22 protein-coding genes and 1 tRNA gene are annotated in these 22,787 nt (G+C 72.5%); 15 read left to right on the forward strand and 8 right to left on the reverse strand.

Annotated elements, in window-relative coordinates:
* Positions 1 to 71: 71 nt before the first annotated feature.
* From ispD to ACIQMV_RS23465, 6 genes are all read left to right on the forward strand, one after another.
* The gene (gene ispD / locus ACIQMV_RS23440; RefSeq protein WP_388474598.1) at positions 72 to 836 is read left to right on the forward strand and encodes a 2-C-methyl-D-erythritol 4-phosphate cytidylyltransferase; all 765 of its coding nucleotides are present in this window, start codon (positions 72 to 74) and stop codon (positions 834 to 836) included.
* The gene (ispF, locus tag ACIQMV_RS23445; RefSeq protein WP_141360106.1) at positions 826 to 1,320 is read left to right on the forward strand and encodes a 2-C-methyl-D-erythritol 2,4-cyclodiphosphate synthase; all 495 of its coding nucleotides are present in this window, start codon (positions 826 to 828) and stop codon (positions 1,318 to 1,320) included. Before ispD ends, ispF begins: the two co-directional genes overlap by 11 nt.
* Positions 1,321 to 1,399: 79 nt before the next feature.
* Positions 1,400 to 1,804, forward strand: a complete 405-nt coding sequence (locus ACIQMV_RS23450) for a PPOX class F420-dependent oxidoreductase (protein WP_141360107.1) — start codon at positions 1,400 to 1,402, stop codon at positions 1,802 to 1,804.
* Positions 1,805 to 1,910: 106 nt separating this feature from the next.
* Positions 1,911 to 3,311, forward strand: coding sequence for a cysteine--tRNA ligase (gene cysS, locus ACIQMV_RS23455; RefSeq protein WP_402595247.1), 1,401 nt, complete (start codon positions 1,911 to 1,913; stop codon positions 3,309 to 3,311).
* Positions 3,312 to 3,408: 97 nt separating this feature from the next.
* The gene (gene rlmB / locus ACIQMV_RS23460) at positions 3,409 to 4,350 is read left to right on the forward strand and encodes a 23S rRNA (guanosine(2251)-2'-O)-methyltransferase RlmB (RefSeq protein ID WP_402595249.1); all 942 of its coding nucleotides are present in this window, start codon (positions 3,409 to 3,411) and stop codon (positions 4,348 to 4,350) included.
* A gap of 149 nt (positions 4,351 to 4,499) precedes the next feature.
* Positions 4,500 to 6,263: a DoxX family membrane protein gene (locus tag ACIQMV_RS23465; protein ID WP_402595251.1), complete on the forward strand. Its 1,764-nt coding sequence runs from the start codon at positions 4,500 to 4,502 to the stop codon at positions 6,261 to 6,263.
* A gap of 40 nt (positions 6,264 to 6,303) precedes the next feature.
* On the opposite strand, the gene ACIQMV_RS23470 is transcribed toward ACIQMV_RS23465, so the two are convergent.
* From ACIQMV_RS23470 to ACIQMV_RS23480, 3 genes are all read right to left on the reverse strand, one after another.
* Positions 6,304 to 7,035 carry an NDP-sugar synthase gene (locus ACIQMV_RS23470; RefSeq protein WP_401782123.1) on the reverse strand — a complete coding sequence of 244 codons (732 nt, stop codon included), beginning with the start codon at positions 7,033 to 7,035 and terminating at the stop codon, positions 6,304 to 6,306.
* 873 nt (positions 7,036 to 7,908) lie between these two features.
* The gene (locus ACIQMV_RS23475) at positions 7,909 to 8,364 is read right to left on the reverse strand and encodes a hypothetical protein (protein ID WP_141360112.1); all 456 of its coding nucleotides are present in this window, start codon (positions 8,362 to 8,364) and stop codon (positions 7,909 to 7,911) included.
* A 243-nt stretch (positions 8,365 to 8,607) separates the two neighbouring features.
* A complete protein-coding gene (locus ACIQMV_RS23480; RefSeq protein WP_402595252.1) occupies positions 8,608 to 9,744 on the reverse strand; it encodes an ABC transporter ATP-binding protein in 1,137 nt (378 codons plus the stop codon).
* A 237-nt stretch (positions 9,745 to 9,981) separates the two neighbouring features.
* Between ACIQMV_RS23480 and ACIQMV_RS23485 the strand changes: the two genes are divergently transcribed.
* Positions 9,982 to 10,059: transfer RNA gene (locus ACIQMV_RS23485), tRNA-Thr, on the forward strand.
* A gap of 56 nt (positions 10,060 to 10,115) precedes the next feature.
* Here ACIQMV_RS23485 and ACIQMV_RS23490 read toward each other — a convergent pair.
* Positions 10,116 to 11,762, reverse strand: a complete 1,647-nt coding sequence (locus tag ACIQMV_RS23490; RefSeq protein WP_402595508.1) for an FAD-dependent oxidoreductase — start codon at positions 11,760 to 11,762, stop codon at positions 10,116 to 10,118.
* A gap of 233 nt (positions 11,763 to 11,995) precedes the next feature.
* Between ACIQMV_RS23490 and ACIQMV_RS23495 the strand changes: the two genes are divergently transcribed.
* The 7 genes from ACIQMV_RS23495 to ACIQMV_RS23525 are packed head-to-tail and all read left to right on the forward strand — an operon-like array spanning position 11,996 to position 17,268.
* Positions 11,996 to 13,141, forward strand: a complete 1,146-nt coding sequence (locus ACIQMV_RS23495; protein WP_402595254.1) for a SchA/CurD-like domain-containing protein — start codon at positions 11,996 to 11,998, stop codon at positions 13,139 to 13,141.
* Between the two features lie 41 nt (positions 13,142 to 13,182).
* Positions 13,183 to 13,626 carry a cupin domain-containing protein gene (locus ACIQMV_RS23500; protein WP_225074558.1) on the forward strand — a complete coding sequence of 148 codons (444 nt, stop codon included), beginning with the start codon at positions 13,183 to 13,185 and terminating at the stop codon, positions 13,624 to 13,626.
* Complete coding sequence (locus ACIQMV_RS23505; RefSeq protein ID WP_141360115.1) at positions 13,623 to 14,891, forward strand: beta-ketoacyl synthase; 1,269 nt, start codon at positions 13,623 to 13,625, stop codon at positions 14,889 to 14,891. The genes ACIQMV_RS23500 and ACIQMV_RS23505 overlap by 4 nt, the downstream gene beginning before the upstream one ends.
* Positions 14,888 to 16,138 (forward strand): beta-ketoacyl synthase N-terminal-like domain-containing protein, encoded by a 1,251-nt coding sequence (locus ACIQMV_RS23510; protein WP_402595257.1) that lies wholly within the window; start codon positions 14,888 to 14,890, stop codon positions 16,136 to 16,138. The genes ACIQMV_RS23505 and ACIQMV_RS23510 overlap by 4 nt, the downstream gene beginning before the upstream one ends.
* Positions 16,139 to 16,182: 44 nt before the next feature.
* Positions 16,183 to 16,440, forward strand: coding sequence for an acyl carrier protein (locus ACIQMV_RS23515; protein WP_141360117.1), 258 nt, complete (start codon positions 16,183 to 16,185; stop codon positions 16,438 to 16,440).
* A 2-nt stretch (positions 16,441 to 16,442) separates the two neighbouring features.
* Positions 16,443 to 16,925 carry an SRPBCC family protein gene (locus ACIQMV_RS23520; protein ID WP_141360118.1) on the forward strand — a complete coding sequence of 161 codons (483 nt, stop codon included), beginning with the start codon at positions 16,443 to 16,445 and terminating at the stop codon, positions 16,923 to 16,925.
* Positions 16,926 to 16,944: 19 nt separating this feature from the next.
* A complete protein-coding gene (locus ACIQMV_RS23525; RefSeq protein WP_141360119.1) occupies positions 16,945 to 17,268 on the forward strand; it encodes a TcmI family type II polyketide cyclase in 324 nt (107 codons plus the stop codon).
* Between the two features lie 130 nt (positions 17,269 to 17,398).
* On the opposite strand, the gene ACIQMV_RS23530 is transcribed toward ACIQMV_RS23525, so the two are convergent.
* From ACIQMV_RS23530 to ACIQMV_RS23540, 3 genes are all read right to left on the reverse strand, one after another.
* Positions 17,399 to 18,427, reverse strand: coding sequence for a methyltransferase (locus ACIQMV_RS23530; RefSeq protein WP_402595259.1), 1,029 nt, complete (start codon positions 18,425 to 18,427; stop codon positions 17,399 to 17,401).
* A 52-nt stretch (positions 18,428 to 18,479) separates the two neighbouring features.
* Positions 18,480 to 19,541 (reverse strand): nitrous oxide reductase family maturation protein NosD, encoded by a 1,062-nt coding sequence (locus ACIQMV_RS23535; protein ID WP_402595261.1) that lies wholly within the window; start codon positions 19,539 to 19,541, stop codon positions 18,480 to 18,482.
* A 90-nt stretch (positions 19,542 to 19,631) separates the two neighbouring features.
* On the reverse strand, positions 19,632 to 20,522 hold the full coding sequence (locus tag ACIQMV_RS23540) for an aminoglycoside phosphotransferase family protein (protein WP_402595262.1): 891 nt from the start codon (positions 20,520 to 20,522) through the stop codon (positions 19,632 to 19,634).
* A 22-nt stretch (positions 20,523 to 20,544) separates the two neighbouring features.
* On the opposite strand from ACIQMV_RS23540, the gene ACIQMV_RS23545 reads away from it, so the two are divergent.
* A complete protein-coding gene (locus tag ACIQMV_RS23545; RefSeq protein WP_402595510.1) occupies positions 20,545 to 21,198 on the forward strand; it encodes a rhomboid-like protein in 654 nt (217 codons plus the stop codon).
* Between the two features lie 25 nt (positions 21,199 to 21,223).
* On the opposite strand, the gene ACIQMV_RS23550 is transcribed toward ACIQMV_RS23545, so the two are convergent.
* Entirely contained in the window at positions 21,224 to 22,723 is a 1,500-nt protein-coding gene (locus ACIQMV_RS23550; protein WP_402595264.1) for an MFS transporter, read from the reverse strand.
* Between the last annotated feature and the right edge of the window lie 64 nt (positions 22,724 to 22,787).

A 22,787-nucleotide genomic window follows, 5' to 3' on the forward strand; every position in this document is an offset into this window, starting at 1 on the left:
ACTCTGCGAGCAGGGGGGTGCTCCCCCAGGCCATACCCACGCCGGGCCGCCACACAAACCTGACAGGAACCATGTCTGACGATTCGCGCCCCTCACCCACGAGCGGCCGGCCGGGAGCCTCCGTCGCCGCCGTGATTCCGGCCGCCGGCCGGGGCGTACGCCTCGGTCCGGGCGCCCCCAAGGCACTGCGCGCGCTGAACGGCACACCCATGCTCATCCACGCCGTGCGGGCCATGGCCGCCTCCCGGGCGGTCTCCCTCGTCGTCGTCGTGGCCCCGTCCGACGGCGCCGCCGAGGTCAAGTCGCTCCTCGACGCGCACGCGCTGCCCGAGCGCACGGACTTCCTCGTGGTGCCGGGCGGCGAGACCCGCCAGGAGTCGGTCAGGCTCGGCCTGGACGCGCTGCCGCCGGGCCACGACATCGTCCTCGTGCACGACGCGGCCCGCCCGCTGGTGCCGGTGGACACCGTGGACGCGGTCATCGAGGCCGTACGGGCCGGGGCGCCAGCCGTGGTGCCGGCGCTGCCGCTCGCCGACACCGTCAAGCAGGTCGATCCCGCGGCGGTGCCCGGCGGGCCCGAGCCGGTGGTGTCCACGCCCGACCGGTCGCGGCTGCGCGCCGTGCAGACCCCGCAGGGCTTCGACCGGGCGACGCTGGTCCGCGCCCACGAGACGGTCACCGACGACGTCACCGACGACGCGAGCATGGTCGAGCAGCTCGGCGAGCGGGTCGTGGCCGTGCCCGGCCACGAGGAGGCCTTCAAGGTCACCCGTCCGCTGGACCTGGTCCTCGCGGAGGCGGTCCTGGCCCGGCGGAGGCTGAACGATGGCTTCTGACGCGCCCCCGCTGCCCCAGGTCGGCATCGGCACCGACATCCACGCCTTCGAGGAGGGCCGCGAACTGTGGTGCGCGGGCCTGAAGTGGGAGGGCGAGGGCCCGGGACTGGCCGGGCACTCCGACGCCGACGTCGTCGCGCACGCCGCGTGCAACGCGCTGTTCTCGGCCGCCGGCCTCGGCGACCTCGGACAGCACTTCGGCACCGGGCGCCCCGAGTGGTCCGGCGCGTCCGGGGTCACCCTGCTGGCGGAGGCCGCGCGGATCGTACGCGCGGCGGGCTTCCGGATCGGGAACGTGGCGGTGCAGGTCGTCGGCCCCCGGCCGAAGATCGGCAAACGCCGGGACGAGGCCCAGAAGGTCCTGTCCGAGGCGGCCGGAGCGCCGGTCACCGTCTCCGGCGCGACCACCGACGGGCTCGGCTTCCCCGGCCGCGGCGAGGGACTGATGGCGGTGGCCACGGCGCTCGTGGTGCGCGCGGGCTGACGGCGTGCGAGGGTACCCGCGTACCCCTCGCCCCCGACGCGGGCACCCGACGCCCGACCAGGCTCACGGAGGTCACCCCATGTCCGCCGCCCTGCCCGACCGGCTCAAATCACTGCTCGACGGTCCCGTCTTCGTCGTCCTCGGCACGATCCAGCCCGACGGCAGCCCGCAGCTGTCCCCGGTCTGGGCGAAGCGGGACGGCGACGACGTCCTCGTCTCCACCACCGTCGACCGCCGCAAGAAGAAGAACCTCGACCGCGACGCCCGCGCGAGCGTCGTCGTCCAGGACCCCGATTCGCCCTACGAGTACGCCGAGATCCGCGGCACCGCCGAGATGACCACCGCGGGCGGCCGGCAGCTCATCGACGAGCTGTCCATGAAGTACACCGGCAAGAAGTACGCCGAGTTCAACCCCTCCTCGGCGCAGGACGCCGAGCGCGTGATCGTACGGATCAGGCCGCGGAAGGTCGTCGGAATCCTGTGACCGCGGCCCTCCCGCGCGGGGGATGTGCGGAACATGTGCGGAAAAGCAGCGCGCACGCGGCGGGGAAGCAAGCGAGGTACTGCCCGGGGCCCACTACCCTGGTGTGGTGACTATTCGCCTGTACGACACCAGCGCCCGGCAGATCCGTGACTTCACCCCGCTCGAGCCGGGTTGTGTCTCGATCTACCTGTGCGGCGCCACCGTGCAGGCGGCCCCGCACATCGGGCACATCCGCTCGGGACTGAACTTCGACATCATGCGCCGCTGGTTCGCCTACCGCGGCTACGAGGTGACGTTCATCCGCAACGTCACCGACATCGACGACAAGATCATCGCCAAGGCGCACGAGCAGCACCGCCCGTGGTGGGCGATCGGCTACGACAACGAGCGCGCGTTCGACGACGGCTACACCGCGCTCGGCTGCCTGCCGCCCACCTACGAGCCCCGCGCCACCGGCCATGTGCCGGAGATGATCGAGATGATGCGGGGCCTCATCGAGCGCGGTCACGCCTACGCCGTCGACGGCAACGTCTACTTCGACGTGCGCTCCTTCCCCGGTTACCTGGAGCTGTCGCGGCAGGAGCTCGACAACCTGCTCCAGCCCTCCGGCGAGGGCGAGACCGGCAAGCGCGACCCGCGCGACTTCGCCATGTGGAAGGCGGCCAAGCCGGGCGAGCCGACCTGGTCCACCCCGTGGGGGCCGGGCCGCCCGGGCTGGCACCTGGAGTGCTCGGCGATGGCGCACAAGTACCTCGGCAGCGCCTTCGACATCCACGGCGGCGGCCTGGACCTGATCTTCCCGCACCACGAGAACGAGATCGCCCAGGCCAAGGCCTACGGCGACGAGTTCGCGCGGTACTGGGTGCACAACGCCTGGGTGACCATGGCCGGCGACAAGATGTCCAAGTCGCTGGGCAACAGCGTGCTGGTCTCCGAGATGGTCAAGCAGTGGCGGCCCATCGTGCTGCGGTACTACCTGGGCACCCCGCACTACCGCTCGATGATCGAGTACAGCGAGGAGGCGCTGCGCGAGGCCGAGTCCGGGTTCGCCCGGATCGAGGGCTTCGTCCAGCGTGTGGTGGAGAAGGCCGGCCCGGTCGAGCCGGCCGAGCAGGTGCCGCCCGCGTTCGCCGAGGCGATGGACGACGACCTGGGCGTGCCGCAGGCGCTCGCGGTGGTGCACACCACCGTCCGCCAGGGCAACAGCGCGCTCGCCGCCGACGACAAGGAGGCCGCCGTGGCCCGGCTCGCCGAGGTGCGCGCCATGCTCGGCGTCCTCGGCCTCGACCCGCTGGACCCGCACTGGGCCGGAGGGGGCGAGCAGCGCGGCGAGGACCTGCACGGCGTGGTCGACACCCTGGTCCGCATGGTTCTCGACCAGCGCGAGGCGGCCCGCGCCCGCAAGGACTGGGCTACCGCCGACGCTCTCCGCGACCAGCTGAACCAGTCGGGCCTGGTGATCGAGGACAGCCCGCAGGGAGCGCGCTGGAGCCTGGGCGCGCGCTGAGCCCGCCCGCGAGCACGGAAGATCGATTGTGCCGCCCGGCCTCCCGGGCGGCACACTGCATAGACGTACGTACGACGCTTCAACAGACAGGTAGGTCATGGCCGGGAACAACCGCCGCATGTCCGGCAAGAAGGGCGCGCAGGTCGGCAGTGGCGGCCAGCGGCGCCGGGGGCTTGAGGGCAAGGGGCCCACGCCCCCCGCCGAGATGCGCAAGGGTCACGCCAAGCAGCGCGCCGTCCAGGCGAAGACTCGCCACGCCCAGGGCCGCCCGCAGCAGCGGCGCGGCTCGGGCAGGTCGTCCTCCGAGCTCGTCGTCGGCCGCAACCCGGTCGTCGAGGCGCTGCGCGAGGGCGTGCCCGCCACCACGCTCTACGTCCAGCAGTTCATCGACAACGACGAGCGGGTCCGCGAGGCGCTCCAGCTCGCGGCCGAGCGCGGCGGGATCAACCTCATGGAGGCCCCGCGCCCCGAGCTCGACCGGATGACGAACGGGCTCAACCACCAGGGGCTGGTCCTCCAGGTGCCGCCGTACGAGTACGCGCACCCCGAGGACCTCGCCGACGCCGCCTACGACGAGGGCGAGGACCCGCTGATCGTCGCCCTCGACGGGGTGACCGACCCGCGCAACCTCGGCGCGGTCGTCCGCTCCGTCTCCGCCTTCGGCGGGCACGGCGTGGTCGTCCCCGAACGGCGCGCGGCCGGTATGACCGCGGGTGCCTGGAAGACCTCCGCCGGCACGGCCGCCCGTACGCCGGTGGCCCGCGCCACCAACCTGACCCGCGCCCTGGAGTCGTACCAGAAGGCGGGCATCACGGTCGTCGGCCTCGCGGCGGACGGCGAGGCGGAGCTCGGTGACCTGGACGCCCTGGAGGGGCCCGTCGTCATCGTCGTCGGCAGCGAGGGCAAGGGCCTGTCCCGGCTGGTCGGCGAGACCTGCGACCTGCGGGTGCGGATCCCGATGCCGGGCGGCGCGGAGTCGCTGAACGCCGGTGTCGCGGCCGGGATCGTGCTCTACGAGGCGGCGCGCAGGCGCGCCTGACCGGTCGTCCGGAACCGGGTGCGGGTGGTCGAACGGTCGTCCGTGAGATCACCCGCCCGGGTGGAACCGGGCGATCCGTACAACCTTGACGCGGTCCGGACAGATCCGACGCGTCACGGCAGTGTCCTAACTCCTCGTCACTCGGTTAGATGAGTGTGGACACCAGAACACCCCGCACTCCCACGGGGGACCGCTCGTCGGGATACGACGACGCTCCCGCGCTGAGCATGGTGAAGGTGCCGAGCGATCCGGCCCAGGTCATCGTCAACCACGCGAGTTTCCGCGTGCAGTTGGGCGCCACCTCGCGGCGCGCCCAGTCCCTGCGGATCGCCCGGTACCCCGGCGGCACCGAGAACACCGGCCGCGTGCCCTTCGCCGCGGGCCGGGCCGGGGCCGCGACCCACCGCCGCCCGGTCGTCTGGAGCGGCCGGTCCGCCCCGGACGACACCGGCGCCCACCGGCTGCTCCAGGCCGTGCGGAGCGGAAGCGTGTGGTACTCCGAGGCGCCGTCCGCGGACGCCGGGGCCACGCAGGTCATGCCGCGCATCGGCGGCGCGCCGGGCCACGACCCCTACGACCTCGAGCGGACGGTCGAGACCCCCGTCGTCGGCGCCCAGCGCACGCCCGGGCCCGGCGCGACCCGGCTGCTGCCGCACATGCGGACCGCGGGCAGCGCCTACGAGGAGTCCGCCCACGGCCGCGCCGGGTACGGCGGTGCCGGCCACGGCGAGAACGGCTACGGCACCCCGGCATACGGTCAACCTCCCTACGGCGACGCCGACTTCGCGGACGACGAGCACGACGGGACCGGTGCGTACGACGCGTACGGCGAGCAGGGCGGACACCGGCAGAGCAGGCGCCACGCCGACGACCCGTCCCGGCACGCGTACTTCCCGGGCCGGCGCATGAACCTCGGCGTCGTGCTGCTCCCGCTGCGCATCTTCCTCGGGTTCATCTCCCTCTACGCCGGCCTGGGCAAGCTGTGCGACCCGCTGTACTTCGACGGCGGCAAGCGCGGCTCCATGGTCAAGTGGCTCAACACCCTGCACCCCTGGGAAGTCGCCGAGCCGCTGCGCCAGTTCGCGCTCCAGCACCCCGTCGGCTCCGGGCTCGTCATCGCCTTCCTCCAGGTCGTCGTGGGGATCCTCACGGTCCTGGGCTGCTGGCAGCGGGTCGCTGCGGGGATCGGCGCGCTGCTGTCGGCCGCGCTGATCGTGACGGTGAGCTGGAAGACGGTGCCCGTCTACGACGCGCCGGACATCATCTACCTCGCCGCCTGGTCCCCGCTGGTCATCGCCGGCGCGCCCGTGTACTCCGTGGACGGCCGCCTCGCCGCCTCCGCCTGGCGACGGCTCGGACCGCGCTCCGACATCTGGGAGCTGCGCCGGTTCGTGCTGCGTCGCGGCGCCCTGGTCACGGCGCTCGTCACCGGTCTGACGCTGCTCGTCGGCTCGCTGCTCGGGGGCGCCGTCCGCGACGCCGACCGGGTGGTCGTGCCCGGACCCGGCGAGGCCCCGCGCAACGAGCTGCCCGGCTCGCCGCTCCCGAGGGGGACGGGCGAGCGGCAGCAGAAGCCGCCGTCGGCGTCGACCCCGCCGACCGCCCGGCACGATTCCTCGGCCGTCCCGTCCCGCGGTCCCGCGAGCGCGCCGGGCGCGACCCGCGAGAGCGGTACCGCGACCGGCGGCGTGCCCAGCGAGACCCAGGGCACCGGCCAGACCCCGCCGCGTCACTCCGCCCCGGCGCAGCAGGCACCCAGCACCAGCTCGGGGCCGACCTCCGGCGGTACCGAGACCGGTGGCAGCACCGGATCGGGCGGTGGCTCCGGGGGGCCCAGCTCCGGCGGCGGAGGCTCCAGCGGCGGCGGCTCGTCCTCGGGTCAGCCGGGGCTGGTGGGTGGACTGCTGGGGTAGCCCGCCCCCCGGTTCGCCGTACGGGTGCGGCGCTGTGGGCTCACCTCCCCAGCGCCGCCAGCTCCTTCGCGGCCTCCGTGAGGTCCTTCGCGGTGTCGATGGCGCGCCAGTAGGCGCCCTGGGGGATGGGGAAGCCGGCGAGCCTGCGCTCGCGGGCCAGGTGCGGGAAGGTGGTGCGCTCGTGGTCGCCGCGCTCCGGGAGGAGGCCGGCGAACTCGGGTGAGAACACGTAGACGCCCGCGTTGATCTCGAAGGTCGAGGGCGGGGCCTCGATGAAGTCCGTGATGTGGCCGAAGCCGTCCGTCCGTACGGCGCCCCACGGGATCCGCGGGCGGGCCAGCGCGAGGGTGGCGACCGCGTCGCGCTCGGTGTGGAAGTCGGCCATGTCGCGCAGCGAGAACCGGGTCCAGATGTCGCCGTTGGTGGCGTACCAGGGCTGGTCCGGGTGGGGCAGCTGGGCGGCGGCGAACTTCAGGCCGCCACCGCGGCCGAGCGGCTCCGGCTCCACGACGGTGCAGACACGGACCGGCAGGTCCGCCGACTTCAGCCAGTCCTGGAGCACCTCGGCGAGGTGGCCGCAGGACACCACCACGTCCGTCACACCCTCCTCGGCCAGCCAGGCGAGCTGGTGGCCGATGATCGGAGTGCCCGTGCCGGGGATCTCGACCATCGGCTTGGGCCGGTCGTCGGTGTAGGGCCGCAGCCGGGAGCCCTGGCCTCCGGCCAGGACGACGGCTTGAGTGGGGCGGGACGCCTCATTCGGATGGGTCATGCCCGCACTGTACGACCCACGCTTCGGGCCCCGGCCGCCGCCAAGGAATTCCCTGCGCACCGATAACCGACTTCCCGCCCGGATCGGGCCCTCCGGGCGGGGCGCGGGGCCGGCCCTTCGGACGGGCGCACGCGGTGGGGCATGTGGACGGGGCGGCGGGGCTTCCGGGCGGGGGTGTGCGGCAGGTTTTCGGGCGGGAGGGTGGGGTGCCCTTCGGGCAGGAACGTGCGGTCGGGCCTCGCGGTGGGGGAGCAGGCCCGGGGCCGGTTGGCGCAGGGGCGGCCCGTAGGGGCGATCACTGTACGCGCCGCAGGCGTCCGGCGCGGTTGCTCTGCGGTCCGCGCCGAGGGGGTACGGGCCGGCTCAGCGCGGCCTGGTCGGCGCGAGTCGCCGCCGGGGGCGGGTGCGCCTCGGGGCGAGGCGGGCAGCGGGCCGATGCGGCACCTGAAGCCGAAGGGAGTGGCCGGGCTCTCCACGAGGTCCGCGGCGCGGGGCCCGGTGGGGCGGGGCGGGTCGGCCCGGCGGGCTCAGGTGTGGGGAGCGGTGTCTGCGCCAGGTCCGGTGGTCGCTGGACCCGGCGTTCGGGGCGCGCGTCACGAGGGCCGTGTCCGGGCCCGGGGCTGCCCCGTTGCGTTACCCGGCCAAGGCGTGGGCTCGGCCCTCCGCGCTGCCGTGCTGTGCCCTGGCGTGGCCCCCCTCGGGCCGCATGGGTCCGCCCGGTTTCACTGCCGGGGTGGCCTCGCCCTGGCTCCGGGCCCGCCACAGGCCGCTCCGTGGGTTCACCCGGTCGCGTCCAGGGCGGGCCCCCGCCCCGCGAGGTGGCCCGCCCCGGACACGAGGGACTCGCTCAGCCGGCCAGGGGGCCGTGGCGTGTCAGTTGTGGGTGGACTGGATGCCGGAGGCGAAAGAGGTGTCGCAGACCGGGCGGGCGTAGGACTGGGCGCGGGTGGGGCCGTAGATGCGGACGGCCGCGCGGCCCAGGGTGCGGGCGATGGAGGCGCAGTGGCCGGCCAGCGACGGCCGGCCGTTGACCGCCTCCTGGAGGTGGGTGAGGACCACGCCCGGGTTCTGGTCCTGCAACTCGGTCAGCAGCTGGTCGCGCAGCACGTCCTGCGGGGCGCGGGCGCGGGACTTCGCCGGGGCGCCGACGGCCACGGCGTCCGACGCGGCCAGCACCGAGTTCGAGGGGCTCCCCGACCAGTTGACCCGGGTGACCGCGAGGGTTCCGGAGAGCACCAGGACGACGGGCAGGACGAGGGCGAGGGAGCGGCCGATCCGGCGGGCGGGGCCCGGGCCGCGTCGCGTGGGGTGGTTGGTGGAGTGCTTCACGCGAGTGAGGGTAGCGCCCGGTAATGATTTGGCGACATTTAGTCACCCCTTCGGGGGATGGCCGGCCCCTCTCTCCCGGGTGACGCGTTGACGCACACCGCTCGAAATGTCCGGTGCGCCAGGGTGGTTCGGAGGCATGGAGAAGGGCCCCGCGGCCAGGTCGCGGGGCCCTTCTCGTCAACTTGGGTGAATCCCCCGGGGGCGTCCCGAGGTTTCAGCCGTTAGGCGTCAGCGGCGGACGCGTCAGTCCGACAGGCGCTCGCCCGTCGAGGTCGAGAACACGTGGGCCTCGCCCGGCCGCGGCACGACGTGCAGCGTGGAGCCCTTCTCCGGGACGGAGCGGCTGTTGACGCGGACGACGAGGTCCCTCTGCTCGCCGCCGACCTCGACCGAGCCGTAGACGTATCCGTCGGCGCCCGTCTCCTCCACCACGTTCACGGAGACGGCGAGGCCGGCCGGCGCGTCCTCGGTGTCCTTCGACAGCGAGGCGGCCACGCCGCCGCCGAGCTCGACCACGTCGAAGTGCTCCGGGCGCACGCCCACCGTCACCGTGCGGTCGCCCCGGTCCGAGGCGGCCTTGAGGGCCTCGCGGTTGACCGGCACCACGCTGTTGCCGAACTTCACACCGCCGTCGGTGATCGGCACCTCCACGAGGTTCATCGCGGGGGAGCCGATGAAGCCGGCCACGAAGAGGTTGGCGGGCTTGTCGTACATGTTGCGCGGCGAGTCGACCTGCTGGAGCAGACCGTCCTTCAGCACCGCCACACGGTCGCCCATCGTCATGGCCTCGACCTGGTCGTGGGTGACGTAGACGGTGGTGATGCCGAGCCGGCGCTGGAGCGAGGCGATCTGCGTACGGGTGCTCACCCGGAGCTTGGCGTCCAGGTTGGACAGCGGCTCGTCCATGAGGAACACCTGCGGCTCACGCACGATCGCGCGGCCCATGGCGACGCGCTGGCGCTGACCGCCGGAGAGCGCCTTCGGCTTGCGGTCGAGGTACTCGGTCAGGTCGAGGATCTTCGCGGCCTCCTCGACCTTCTGCCGGATCTCCGCCTTGTTGACGCCGGCGATCTTGAGCGCGAAGCCCATGTTGTCGGCGACCGTCATGTGCGGGTACAGCGCGTAGTTCTGGAACACCATGGCGATGTCCCGGTCCTTCGGCGGCAGGTGGGTGACGTCGCGGTCACCGATCCGGATGGCTCCGCCGTTGACGTCCTCCAGACCGGCGAGCATGCGCAGGGAGGTGGACTTGCCGCAACCGGACGGGCCGACCAGGACGAGGAACTCACCGTCCTCGATGTCGATCTCGAGCGCGTCGACGGCGGGCTTGTCGGAACCCGGGTAGATCCGGGTCGCCTTGTCGAACTGGACAGTGGCCATGGTGAATGGGCCCCCTTCTACCGGCAGGAACGTGCCGGACGATCCGTTGTAGGAAGGTGGTTGCCACTACGGGTGATTCCGTTGTGGTTGATGGTGTAGTCCACACGGGTGAACTGGCACAGGACGGTACCCGGCGTTCACCTGGTCTGTCAGCACTTGTGGGCTGGTGAACTTCACGGAAATTCCTGCCGGGCCGCCTCGGCGACCTGGGTACACTGCACGGACACACCCATACAGGCCTCCTTAGCTCAGCTGGTCCAGAGCGGCTGTCTTGTAAACAGCAGGTCGTCGGTTCGAATCCGACAGGGGGCTCCACACACGGAGGCCACCCGCACCACGAGGTGCGGGTGGCCTCCGTTCGTTTTTGCAGGTCAGGCTGTTCTGAGCAGCGTCCGTACGACCTGACGCAGCGTCGCCTCGGGGTCCGGCGCGGCGGCTGCCGCCCGCCATGCCACGAACCCGTCCGGGCGGACCAGCACGGCTCCGTCGGCCGTCGTGCCGTGGGCTCGCGCCCAGTCGGGTGCCGCTCCGTCCGCGCCGCTGTGCGGGTCGTACGTCAGCTCGGCGCCGACGCGGTACGAGTCCAGGCGCACGCCGTCGCTCTCGGCGAGGCGCAGGGCCGCCGTGTGCCAGCCCGCCGTCGACCGGGCGTCGCTCAGCAGCACCAGGGAGCGCTCGTACAGGTCGAGCGTCGAGATCCGCGCGCCGCCCCGGCGCAGCCACAGGTGGGGCGCCCGGCTGCCCGGCTCGCCGGTCAGGCGCATCGCCTCCGGCACGACCTCCTGGTCCGGCTCGGCGCCCAGGACGGCGCCGTGCGGGTAGCGGTAGCCGAGGACGACGTTGAGAATGCCGCCGCGCCTGCCGCCGCCGATGCCGGGGGCCGGGGCGAAGCCGGGGTGGCTGTGCTCGACGGAACGGGCGGAGGCGCGGGCGCTGGTCGCCGTGGCGACGGGGCGGCGCTCGGTGTCGTAGGTCTCCAGGAGGCCGGGGCCCGCCCAGCCGCCGAGCACGGCGGCCAGCTTCCAGACCAGGTTGTGCGCGTCCTGGATGCCGGTGTTGGAGCCGAAGGCCCCGGTGGGGGACATCTCGTGCGCGGAGTCCCCGGCGAGGAAGACCCGTCCGGCCGAGTACCGGTCGGCGACCCGTTCGGCGGCACGCCAGGACGCCTTGCCGGTGATCTCCACGTCCAGGTCGGGTGCCCCGATCGCGCGGCGGATGTGGCGCTGGATCCGGTCCTCGGTGAACTCCTCCAGCCTCTCGCCCCGCTCCGGGTGCCACGGCGCGTGGAAGACCCAGTGCTCCTTGTTGTCGACCGGCAGCAGGGCCCCGTCGGCGTCCGGGCCGGTGAGATAGCAGCAGATGAAGCGGCGTTCGCCCACCACCTCGGCGAGCAGCTTGGAGCGGAAGGTGACGCTGACGTTGGCGAACAGGTCGCCGGGCCCGCTGTGCCCGATGCCGAGGCGGCGCCGGACCGGGCTGCGCGGACCGTCGGCGGCGACCAGGTAGTCGGCGCGGACGGTGTACCGCTCGTCGGTGCCCCGGTCCCGTACCACCGCGGTCACGCCCTCGCCGTCCTGCTCGAAGGACTCCATCTCGTGGGAGTAGCGCAGGTCGCCGCCGAGCTTCCGGGCGCCCCGCAGCAGTTCGGGCTCCAGGTCGTTCTGGCTGCACAGGCACCAGGAGGTGGGGCTGAACCTGGCGAGGCCGCCGTCCGGGTCGATGTGCTTGAACAGCCACTCGCCCGCCTCGCCGGCCAGGGTGGGCGTCTGGAGGATGCCGTGGTTGTCCGCGAGCAGCGATGCCGCCGTCTTGATGTCCGGTTCGACGCCGGCCACCCGGAACAGCTCCATCGTCCGCACGTTGTTGCCGCGTCCACGCGGGTGGATGGAGGTGCCGGAGTGCCGCTCGACCAGCATGTGCGGCACTCCGTGGCGGCCCAGGAACAGGGAGGTGGACAGGCCCACCAGGGAGCCGCCGACGATGAGGACGGGTACCCGGTGGTCGGCTTCTTGGCGCATCGATGCCTCCAGGAGCGGGAGTGCGGGTGTGGGGCGCATCGGGGTGTCCATGCCCTCCCGGAGGCCGTCGTGCGTACGTCCGCGGCACCAATCACCCCTGTGATCACCCGCGTGGTGCACACGAGTCGCGCACCGATCGGGACCGGCTCAGGATCGAGATCACGCTGACGTCGCGTCACCCGCGGCCGGCGTTTCCTCTGCCCCGCCAAGCACCGCCAAGGAGACGTACGCAGATGACCGCCATCTCTGAGCGAGTTTCAGAACCGACCGAGCAGCAGGCAGCCGTGAAACGTGTCTCCCAGTCCGTCTTCGACGGCTCCCTTCTCCGGGTCGTCCTGCTGGTGAACGTCTACGACGGCGCCCAGCAGCAGTTCCTGGAGGCCTACGAGGAGATGTGCAAGCAGGTCGCGTCCGTCTCCGGGCACGTCAGCGACCAGTTGTGCCAGTCCATCGAGAACCCCTCCCAGTGGCTGATCACCAGCGAGTGGGAGAGCGCCCCGCCGTTCCTCGCCTGGGTGAACAGCGAGGAGCACGTAAAGATGGTGCAGCCGATGCACAGCTGCATCCGGGACACCCGGTCGCTGCGCTTCCACATCGTCCGTGAGACCGGCCACACGGAGGTGGGCGCGGCTTCCGCCGAGCGCCGGCTCCAGGACGCCCCGCGGATCGGGGACGGTGTGATCCGGCACGCGCTGACCTTCACGGTGAAGCCGGGCAGCGAGCGGAAGGTGGCCCAGATCCTGGCCGACTACGAGCCGCCCGAGGCGAACGTGGACGGCACCACCCGGCTGTGCCGCACTTCCCTGTTCATGCACGGCAACCGGGTCGTGCGGGCCATCGAGGTGCGCGGCGACCTCCTCGCGGCGCTGCGGCACGTGGCCCAGCAGCCGCAGATCCGGAAGGTCGAGGAGGACCTCAACCCCTACCTGGAGCAGGACCGCGACCTCAACGACCCGGAGTCCGCACGGGTGTTCTTCACCCTGGCGGCGCTGCCCGCGGTGCACCACGTGACGGCCGACCAGGAGAGTCCGGAGGCGGAGCGGCACGCGCTGTACTACCCGGCGCGGCAGGGCATGGGCATGAAGCTGGCGGAGCTGCTGTCCCATCAGGACGAGCGGGCCGCGGCGGACCCGCACAGCCCGGTGCTGCGCAGCACGGTCTTCGAGCGGGACGACGTCGTCGTCCGGCTGATCGACATCCGCGGCGGGCTGGACGCAGACCCGGCCGCCGCGCTGGGGCTGGTGGATGCCGCGAAGGTGTCGGAGCTGACCGGCCTGCTCGACGCGGGCGCCGCCGAGAAGGACAGCGACCTGGCCCGTCTGCTCACCCTCGCCCGTATGGACCTCATCACCGACCGCCGGTCCGCGCCGGACGCCTGACGCATCCCGAAGCCGACGTACCACACCACCGGAGGAACGACGTGATCAAACCCAGGCCCAGGATCGTGGAGCTCGGCGAGACCGAGCCCAACACGAAGCGCGGAGGCGATCTGCGCGCCATGCTCACCCCGGCCACGGTCGGTTCCACCAGCGGCTTCATGGGCGTGGCCATCGTGCAGCCCGGCGACCGCATCGGGGAGCACTACCACCCGTACTCCGAGGAGTTCGTGTACGTCGTCTGCGGCGACCTCGAGGTGGACCTGGACGGCGAGCCGCACCCGCTCAGGCCGGAACAGGGTCTGATGATCCCCGCCTACATGCGCCACCGCTTCCGCAACGTGGGCGACGTGGAGGCGCGGATCGTCTTCCACCTGGGGCCGCTGGCCCCGCGCCCGCAGCTCGGCCACGTCGACACGGAGGGCACCGAGCCGGCGGCGGCCGGCGCGGAGGCGCCGCCGGCGGGCGTGGCAGAGGTCCGATCATGACCAGGAGGGTGGCGGTCACCGGCATAGGCATCGTGGCGCCGGGCGGGATCGGCGCCCCCGCCTTCTGGGACCTGCTGGCGAACGGGCGCACCGCGACGCGGGGCATCACGTTCTTCGACCCGGCCGGTCTGCGGTCCCGGATCGCCGCCGAGTGCGACTTCGACCCGGCGGCCTCGGGGCTGGACGAGGAGCAGGTCGCGCGCTGCGACCGCTACATCCAGTTCGCCCTGGCCGCCGGCCAGGAGGCGGTGTCGGACTCCGGACTCGACCTCGCCGGGGAGAACCCCTGGCGGGTCGGGGTCTCGCTGGGTACCGCGGTCGGCGGCACCACCCGGCTGGAGAACGACTACGTCCTGGTCAGCCACGGTGGCGAGCGCTGGGACGTGGACCACGAGCGGGCCCGGCCGTATCTGGAGCGGGCGTTCACACCGAGCACGCTGGCCTCCACGGTGGCCGAGCGGTTCGGGGCCCGCGGGCCGGTGCAGACCGTCTCCACCGGCTGCACCTCCGGGCTCGACGCGGTCGGCTACGCGCTGCACACCGTGGAGGAGGGGAGGGCGGACATCTGCATAGCCGGAGCGTCGGACTCGCCGATATCACCGATCACCATGGCGTGCTTCGACGCGATCAAGGCGACGTCGCCGAACAACGACGACCCCGCCCACGCCTCCCGCCCCTTCGACAACGCCCGTGACGGGTTCGTCATGGGTGAGGGCGGCGCGGTGCTCGTCCTGGAGGAGCTGGAGCACGCCAGGGCCCGCGGCGCCCACGTGTACTGCGAGCTCAGCGGCTACGCCACGTTCGGCAACGCGTACCACATGACCGGACTGACCAGTGAGGGCCTGGAGATGGCGCGGGCGATAGAGACCGCGCTGGACCACGCCCGCCTGGACGGCTCCGCGATCGACTACGTCAACGCGCACGGCTCCGGCACCCGCCAGAACGACCGGCACGAGACGGCCGCGGTGAAGCGGGCGCTGGGCCACCACGCCTACGACACTCCCATGAGCTCCATCAAGTCGATGGTGGGCCACTCGCTCGGGGCGATCGGGGCGATCGAGGTGGTGGCCTGTGTGCTGGCCCTGGCCCACCAGATGGTCCCGCCGACCGCGAACTACGAGACCCCCGACCCCGAGTGCGACCTGGACTACGTCCCGCGGGTCGCCCGTGAGCGGAAGCTGGACAGCGTGCTCTCCGTGGGCAGCGGCTTCGGCGGCTTCCAGTCCGCGGTGATCCTGACCCGGCAGAGGGAGAGGACACGATGAGCGCACCGCGCAAGCGGCGGGCCGCCGTCACCGGCATCGGTGTCGTCGCGCCCGGCGGCACGAGCACCGACACCTTCTGGAAGTCCACCCAGGAGGGCGTGAACGTCCTGGACCGCGTGACCCGTGAGGGCTGCGAGCACCTGCCGCTGAAGGTGGCCGGCGAGGTGCGGTCCTTCGAACCCTCGGCGGCGGTCGAGGAGCGCTACCTCGTCCAGACCGACCGTTTCACGCACTTCGCGATGGCCGCGGCCGACGCGGCCCTCCAGGACGCCCGGCTGGGGCAGGCCGACACCGACGCGGCCCCGTTCTCCGCGGGCGTGGTCACCGCGGCCGGGTCCGGCGGCGGCGAGTTCGGCCAGCGGGAGCTCCAGAAGCTGTGGAGCAAGGGCCGCCGGTATGTCGGCCCCTGGCAGTCCATCGCCTGGTTCTACGCGGCCAGCACCGGCCAGATCTCCATCCGGCGCGGCTTCAAGGGCCCCTGCTCGGTGGTCGCCGCCGACGAGGCGGGCGGCCTGGACGCCCTCGCGCACGCGGCCCGTGCCGTCCAGCGCGGCACCGATGTGATCGTGGCCGGTTCGACGGAGGCGCCGCTGGCCCCGTACTCGATGGTCTGCCAGCTCGGTTACCGGGAGCTGAGCCCGGTGGCCGACCCGGCGCGCGCCTACCGCCCGTTCACCGAGGACGCCTGCGGGTTCGTGCCGGCCGAGGGCGGCGCGATGCTCGCCGTGGAGGCGGCCGACGCGGCCCGGGAGCGGGGCGTGCCCGTACGGGCCGTCCTGGCCGGACACGCGGCGACCTTCACCGGCGCCTCCCGCTGGGAGCTGTCGCGGGAGGGGCTGGCGGAGGCGATCCGGGGCGCGCTGGCCGAGGCCGGGTGCGCGCCCGAGGAGGTCGACGTCGTCTTCGCCGACGCCCTCGGCGTCCCCGAGGCGGACCGGGCCGAGGCGCTCGCCATCGCCGACGCGCTCGGCGCGCACGGCCGGCGCGTGCCGGTCACGGCACCCAAGACGGGCACCGGCCGGGCGTACTGCGCCGCTCCGGTGCTGGACGCGGCGGCGGCGGTCCTCGCGATGGAGCACGGCCTGATCCCGCCCACCCCGAACGTCTCCGACATCTGCCATGACCTCGACCTGGTGACCGGTCGTGCCCGTGCCGCCGAGGTGCGCACGGCGCTGGTCCTCAGCCGGGGGCTCATGGGCTCGAACTCGGCGCTGGTGCTGCGGCACGGTGCCGCCGAGGCCTCGTAGCGAGGCAGCCACGATCAACCGGGAGCAACAAGGAGAGGAACCGCATGAGTGACCGAATCACAGTGGAGGAACTGGCCGAACTCATGAAGAAGGCCGCCGGGATCACCGTCAGCCCGCAGGAACTGGCGGACCGGTCCGAGACGGGATTCGACGAGATCGGCATCGACTCGCTCGGCCTGCTCGGCATCGTGGGCGAACTGGAGAACCGGCACGGCATCCCGATGCCGGCCGACGCGGAGCGGTGCAAGACGCCCAGGAAGTTCCTCGACCTCGTCAACAGCACCCTTCTGGCAGGAGCGTAGAAATGGCCGGACACACGGAGAACGAGGTCACCATCGCCGCGCCGGTGGATCTCGTCTGGGACATGACCAACGATGTGGCGAACTGGCCGCAGCTGTTCAGCGAGTACGCCTCCGCCGAGATCCTGTCCCAGCAAGGCGACAAGTGCACCTTCCGCCTGACCATGCACCCGGACGAGAACGGCACCGTGTGGAGCTGGGTCTCCGAGCGTGAGCCCGACCGGGCCACGCTCTCCGTCAGGGCCCGCCGGGTCGAGACGGGTCCCTTCGACCACATGAACATCCACTGGAGGTACGAGGAGGTCCCCGGGGGTACGCGGATGATCTGGACCCAGGACTTCGCGATGAAGCCGGAAGCGCCGGTCGACGACGACTGGATGACCGACAACATCAACAAGAACTCCAAGGTCCAGATGGCCCTGATCCGCGACAGGATCGAGAAGGCCGCCGCCGGGCACCGGGCCGAGCCGGCCCTGACCAACGACTGAGCCGGACGGAGAGAGGACCGTGCACCAAGAACTGATCGTCGCCCGGATGGCCCCGGGTTCGGCCCCGGACATCGCCAGGATCTTCGAGGAGTCCGACCGGGGGGAGCTGCCGCACCTGGTCGGTGTCACCAGACGCAGCCTCTACCAGTTCGGCGATGTGTACATGCACCTGATCGATGCGGACCGGGACCCGGGACCCGCCATCGCCAAGGTGGCCGGCCACCCCGAGTTCCGGGGCATCAGCGAGCGGCTGTCGGCGTACGTCAGCGCCTACGACCCGCAGACCTGGCGCTCGCCGAAGGACGCGATGGCCCACCGCTTCTACCTGTGGGAGCGTGACTGAGCCGCCGACCAAGCCACCTGACGCGCCGTCCGGTCCCTCACGGACGGCCACCGGCCGCCGGGCCCGCACTGTCGCGGGCCCGGCGGCCGGTGTCCGAGGAGGTCGCGGCGGCGCCGTCGGTGGGGTCCGGTCAGGTGAGCACCGTGCAGTCGAAGGCGTGCAGGTAGGGGTTGACCGGGCTGATGTCGTCGATGATCAGGCCGGCCGCCTTCAGCCGGCCGGCCATGCTGGCGCTGGTGTGCTTGGCACCGCCGACGTTCAGCAGCAGGAGCAGGTCCATGGCGGTGCTGAACCGCATCGAGGGGGTGTCGTCGACGAGGTTCTCGATGACCACGACCCGCGCCCCGGGCCCGCCCGCCCCGATGACGTTGCGCAGGCAGCGGGCGGTGGAGTCGTCGTCCCACTCCAGGATGTTCTTGATGATGTAGACGTCGGCCCTGACCGGGATGGCCTCGCGGCAGTCGCCGGGCACGATCCGCACCCGGTCCGCCAGCGAGCCGCCCGCGCGCAGCCGGGGGTCGGCGTTGTCCACCACCTGCGGCAGGTCCAGCAGGGTGCCGTGCATGTGCGGGTACTTCTCCAGCAGGCTCGCCACCACGTGCCCCTGCCCGCCGCCGATGTCGACGACCGAGGAGGCGCCGGACAGGTCGAGGAGCGCGGCGACGTCCCGCGCGGACTGCTTGCTGGAGGTCGTCATGGCCCGGTTGAAGACGTCCGCCGACTCGGGGGCGTCCTCGTTGAGGTGGACGAAGAACTCCTTGCCGTACAGGTCCTCCACCACGTTGCGGCCGGTGCGCACCGCCTCGTCCAGTTTCGGCCAGGCGTCCCAGGTCCACGGCTCGGTGCACCACAGGGTGATGTAGCGCAGGCTGCCCGGGTCGTCCTCACGCAGCAGCCGGGACATGTCGGTGTGCGCGAACGTTCCGTCGGGCTGCTCGGTGAAGACCCCGTAGCAGGTCAGCGCCCGCAGCAGCCGGCGCAGCGGCTTCGGTTCGGCCTTCACGGCGGCCGCGAGGTCCTCCACGGCCATGGACGCGTCCCCGAGCGCGTCGGCCACACCGAGCCGGGCGGCCGCGCGGAGGGCGGCGGCGCACGCCGCCCCGAACGCGAGTTCCCTGAGCCGCATGGACGGCGGTGGGGCGGACTGAGCGGTCGTCATGTGCCGCCTTCCTTCCTTCTCGGTCCCGTGGGTTCCACGAGTGACTACGGCCTCAGCACAGTCCCGCGGGCTTGGAGACCCCGCAGGAGTTCTCTGCGAAGGTGTTGTGGTGCGTGGCGCTCTCCTGGTTGACCAGGTCCGCCGGGGAGTTGCCGTCGAGCACGTTCCGGCTCACCCGGTTCCGCTCGCCGGCCGCGCCGACGAAGCTCTTGAACAGCACGATGCCGCCGGAGAAGGGAGACCTGCCCGAGTTGCCGACGACGAGGTTGCGGAACACGTCGGTCCGCTCGGCGCCGGTCAGGACGATGCCGGAGCCCTGGAGGAAGGGCAGCCGGGCGGTCGCCGGGCAGAACCTGTTGTTCTGCGCGACCCGGTTGTCGCGCACGGTCAGCGCGCCGGCCCGCGGCTTGTTCTCGTCGCCGACGACGAACACGCCCGCGCAGTTGCCGGAGACGTCGTTGCCCGCGACGGTGAGGTCGCGCAGCCGGCGGACGGTGACGCCGATCCGGTTGCCCTCCAGCCGGTTGCGGGCGATCAGCGTTCCACCGGTGTCGGCGGCGCCCTGCTCGGCGGTGACCGTGTTGGCCAGGAAGAGTCCCGCGTCGCCGTTGCCCCGGGCGATGTTGCTCCGGTACTCGCTGCGTACGGACCGCTCCTCGGCGATGCCCCACATCCCGTTCTTCTCGGCGGTCACCTGCCGCACCGTCAGCCCGTCGGTGCCCACGGCCATCAGACCGGCGTGGGAGAAACCGGTCAGGGTCAGACGGGAGACGGTGACACCTTTCAGGCGCTTGCCCTTGGCCCCCACCACACAAATGCCGTTGCCCCGCTTGCCGCAGGCGCTCGCGGGCTTGCGGCCGCCCGGTTCCAGGACGGTGCCGCGGCCCGTGCCACGCAGGGTCAGACCGGGTGTCGTCACCTTGACGCTCTCGTGGTAGACGCCGGACAGCACCAGCACGGTGTCACCCTGCTTCGCGGAGTCCACCGCCCGCTGGATCGACTGGCCCGGATGCACCAGGTGCGTCCTGGGCGCCAGGACCGGCGGGGCGGCGGCGATGCCCGAGCCGACCAGCGCGGTGGCGCTCAGGAGCAGAGCGATATGGCGTTTCGTCATATTCTGTACCGTATGGCCCGATAGTCAGCTGGAACGCCCGATGGGCCGTCCGGCGGCGTGTCACCGGCGCGGGGTGCGGTCCGGCGGCGGTCACCGGCGCAGGGCGCGGCCGATCCACAGCTGTTCGGGGGACAGGGGGCGGCCGTCCTCCAGGTCCCACAGCGCGTTCTGCAGCACACGGCCGAGCGTCCAGGCACGGGCCCGGTCCCGGTCGAGGTCCAGCGCCCCGGTCATGGCCTCGAAGCGCCGGACGACCTCGCCGGGCTCGAAGCGGTTGAACAGCGCCGGGAGCAGTTCGAAGCCGGGATCCCCGGCGAGCGGCTTCGGGTCGATGGCCAGCCAGGGCTCGCGGTCGGCGCCGAGGACGTTGTCGTAGTGCAGGTCCCAGTGCAGCAGCCGGTCGCCGCTCTCGCCGGCGACCTCGCGCACGGCGGCGGCGCAGTCCGCGAGCAGCCGGCGGTCGTCCCCGTCGGGCAGCCGCCGCAACGCCCCCGGGGTCCGTTCCAGCAGGTCCCCCGCGATGTCACCCAGCCGCCGTATCCCCGCCGGGGCCGGTACGGAGGTCAGGCGGGCCAGCAGGCCGGCGATCACCAGGACGGCCTCACGGGTGTCCGGCAGGCGCGACAGCGGGCGGGCGGAGTCGAGCCGTTCCAGCAGCAGCGTGCCGGTCGGCTCGTCGTGCTCCAGCAGCCGTACGGCCCCCGCGCCGTCCCACACCCGCAGCGCCGGCGCCTCTCCCGCACTCTCCTCGTCGGGCAGTTGGAGCTTCAGGGCGGCGGGCAGGCGGTCGGCGCGGACGACCGGAAGGACCAGCGCGCACACGCCGTGCATCGCCGGCCCGTCGATCCGCAGCCGCCACCGGTCGAGGAAGCCGGCCACCCGCCGGGGCAGACCGGCGACGAACGCGCGGCCCGCCGCCCCGTTGAATTTCTCCTGGGAAGCGGCCAGCGCGCCGGGCACCTCGATCACTCTGACGACCATACTTGCGCGTGTGAGCTGGGTCATGCGGATGCGGCGTGGGCTTCGGGCGGCGAAGGCGTACGTCCGCAGCGCTCCGGGGACGTACGTCTGGCTGCTGATCCTGTTCCTGACCACCGTCGCCCTGCACCACATGTCGCCGAAGTTCGAGCAGCACTTCCTGTTGCACCGCTCGACGAACCTGCGCGAGCTGTCGAACGACCCGGTGCGGGTGCTCTTCTCCAGCGCCATGTGGATCGACAGCGGCCACTGGCTGCCGTACGCGGTCCTCTACACGGTCTTCCACGCCCAGGCCGAGCGCTGGCTGGGCACCCTGCGCTGGCTGCTGGCGTGCGTGACCGCGCACGTGCTGGCCACGCTGATCAGCGAGGGCGCCGTGCTGTGGGCGATCCAGCGGCACGTGGTGCCGGAGTCGGCCGTCAACACTCTGGACGTCGGGGTGAGTTACGCGCTGGCCGGGGTGATGGGGGTGCTGACGTACCGGATCGCCCCGCCCTGGCGGTACCTGTACCTGGCCGCCGTCCTCGCCTTCTACGCCGTGTCGCTGGTGACCCGGCACACCTTCACCGATCTGGGGCACTTCACCGCCGTCCTGATCGGCCTGGGCTGCTGTCCGCTGACCAGGGGCCGGGGAGAGCCGTGGAACCCGAGGAAGGCGCTGTTCGCCCTGAGGCGTTAGCGCCCGGCCCCAGGGCTCCCGCGCCTCATGCCACTGGTTCCGTCACGGGCGCCTTTGCCGGGGCCCCGTGCTCGGGGGCCCTGCCCGTCACCATCAGGCCCGCGATCAGACCGGCCACCAGCATGATGGCGGCCGCCCACCAGATGGCGACCGTGTAGCCGTGGACGATGCCCTCCGGCACCACCCGGGCCCGGTCCGCCGGGCCGCGCAGATGGGCGGTGACGTAGGCGGCGCCGCTGGTCGTGGCGACCGTGTTGAGCAGGGCGGTGCCGATGGAACCGCCGACCTGCTGCGAGGTGTTCACGGTCGCGGAGGTCACCCCCGAGTCCTGCGGGGCGACGCCCGCGGTGGCGGTGGCGAACACGGGCATGAAGGTCAGGCCCATGCCGAGGCCCATCAGGACCAGGGCGGGCAGCACCTCGCTCGGGTAGCGCGAGTCGACCGTGAGCCGGGTCAGGAACAGCAGCCCGCCCGCGGCCAGGAGCATCCCGGGGACCATGAGCACGCGCGGCGCCACGTGCCGCAGCAGCCGGGCCGAGATCTGCGTCGAGCCGGTGATGATCGCGGCGGTCAGCGGAAGGAAGGCGAGACCGGTCCGCAACGGCGAGTAGCCGAGGATCTCCTGGAGGTAGTACGTCATGAACAGGAACAGCCCGAACATGCCGATCACGGCCAGCAGCATGGTCAGGAGGCAGCCGGCCCGGTTGCGGTCCCGCAGGACGTGCAGCGGCAGCAGCGGCACCGGCGCCCGGCTCTGCCACCACACGAACGTCAGGAGCAGCGCCGCACCGAGGGCGAACAGGCTCAGCACCAGCGGATCGGTCCAGCCGCGCGGCTGGGCCTCGCTGACCCCGTAGACGACGGCGACCAGCCCGCCGCAGCCCAGCACCGCCCCGGGCAGGTCCAGCCGGGCGTCCGCCCGGCCCGGCCTGTCGCGCAGCAGGGTCAGGGCGCCGAGGACCGTGACGACGGCGATGGGCACGTTGACGTAGAGGCACCAGCGCCAGTTCAGGAACTCCGTCAGCACGCCGCCGACGATGAAGCCGATCGCCGAGCCGCTGCCCGCCAGGGCGCCGTAGACGCCGAACGCCTTCCCGCGCTCCCTGGGGTGGGTGAAGGTCGTGGTCAGCAGGCTGAGCGTGGAGGGGGTGAGGACGGCGGCGAAGGCGCCCTGAAGGGCGCGGGCGCCGTAGAGCATGCCCGAGGAGGTGGCCGCGCCGCCGAACGCGGAGGCGGCGGCGAACCCGGCCAGCCCGACGACGAACGTCCGCTTGCGTCCCACCAGGTCGGCGATCCGCCCGCCCAGCAGGAGCAGCCCGCCGAAGCCGAGGGAGTAGGCGGTGATGACCCACTGCCGGTTGCCGTCGGACATGTGCAGGGCGTGCTGAGCGGAGGGGAGCGCGATGTTCACGATCGTCGCGTCCAGGACCACCATCAACTGCGCGAGCGCGATGACGACCAGTGCCCACCAGCGGTGCCGGTCGGTCTCCTGGGACGAGGATTCACCTGGACGGGCGACGCTCACCTGGCCAGAAGACCATGAATCGGGAGGTATCGCATCCTGCGTGTACGCAGGGCGCCTCGCGGTC

It is taken from the genome of Streptomyces sp. NPDC091412 (genome assembly GCF_044756885.1).
Lineage (GTDB): Bacteria > Actinomycetota > Actinomycetes > Streptomycetales > Streptomycetaceae > Streptomyces.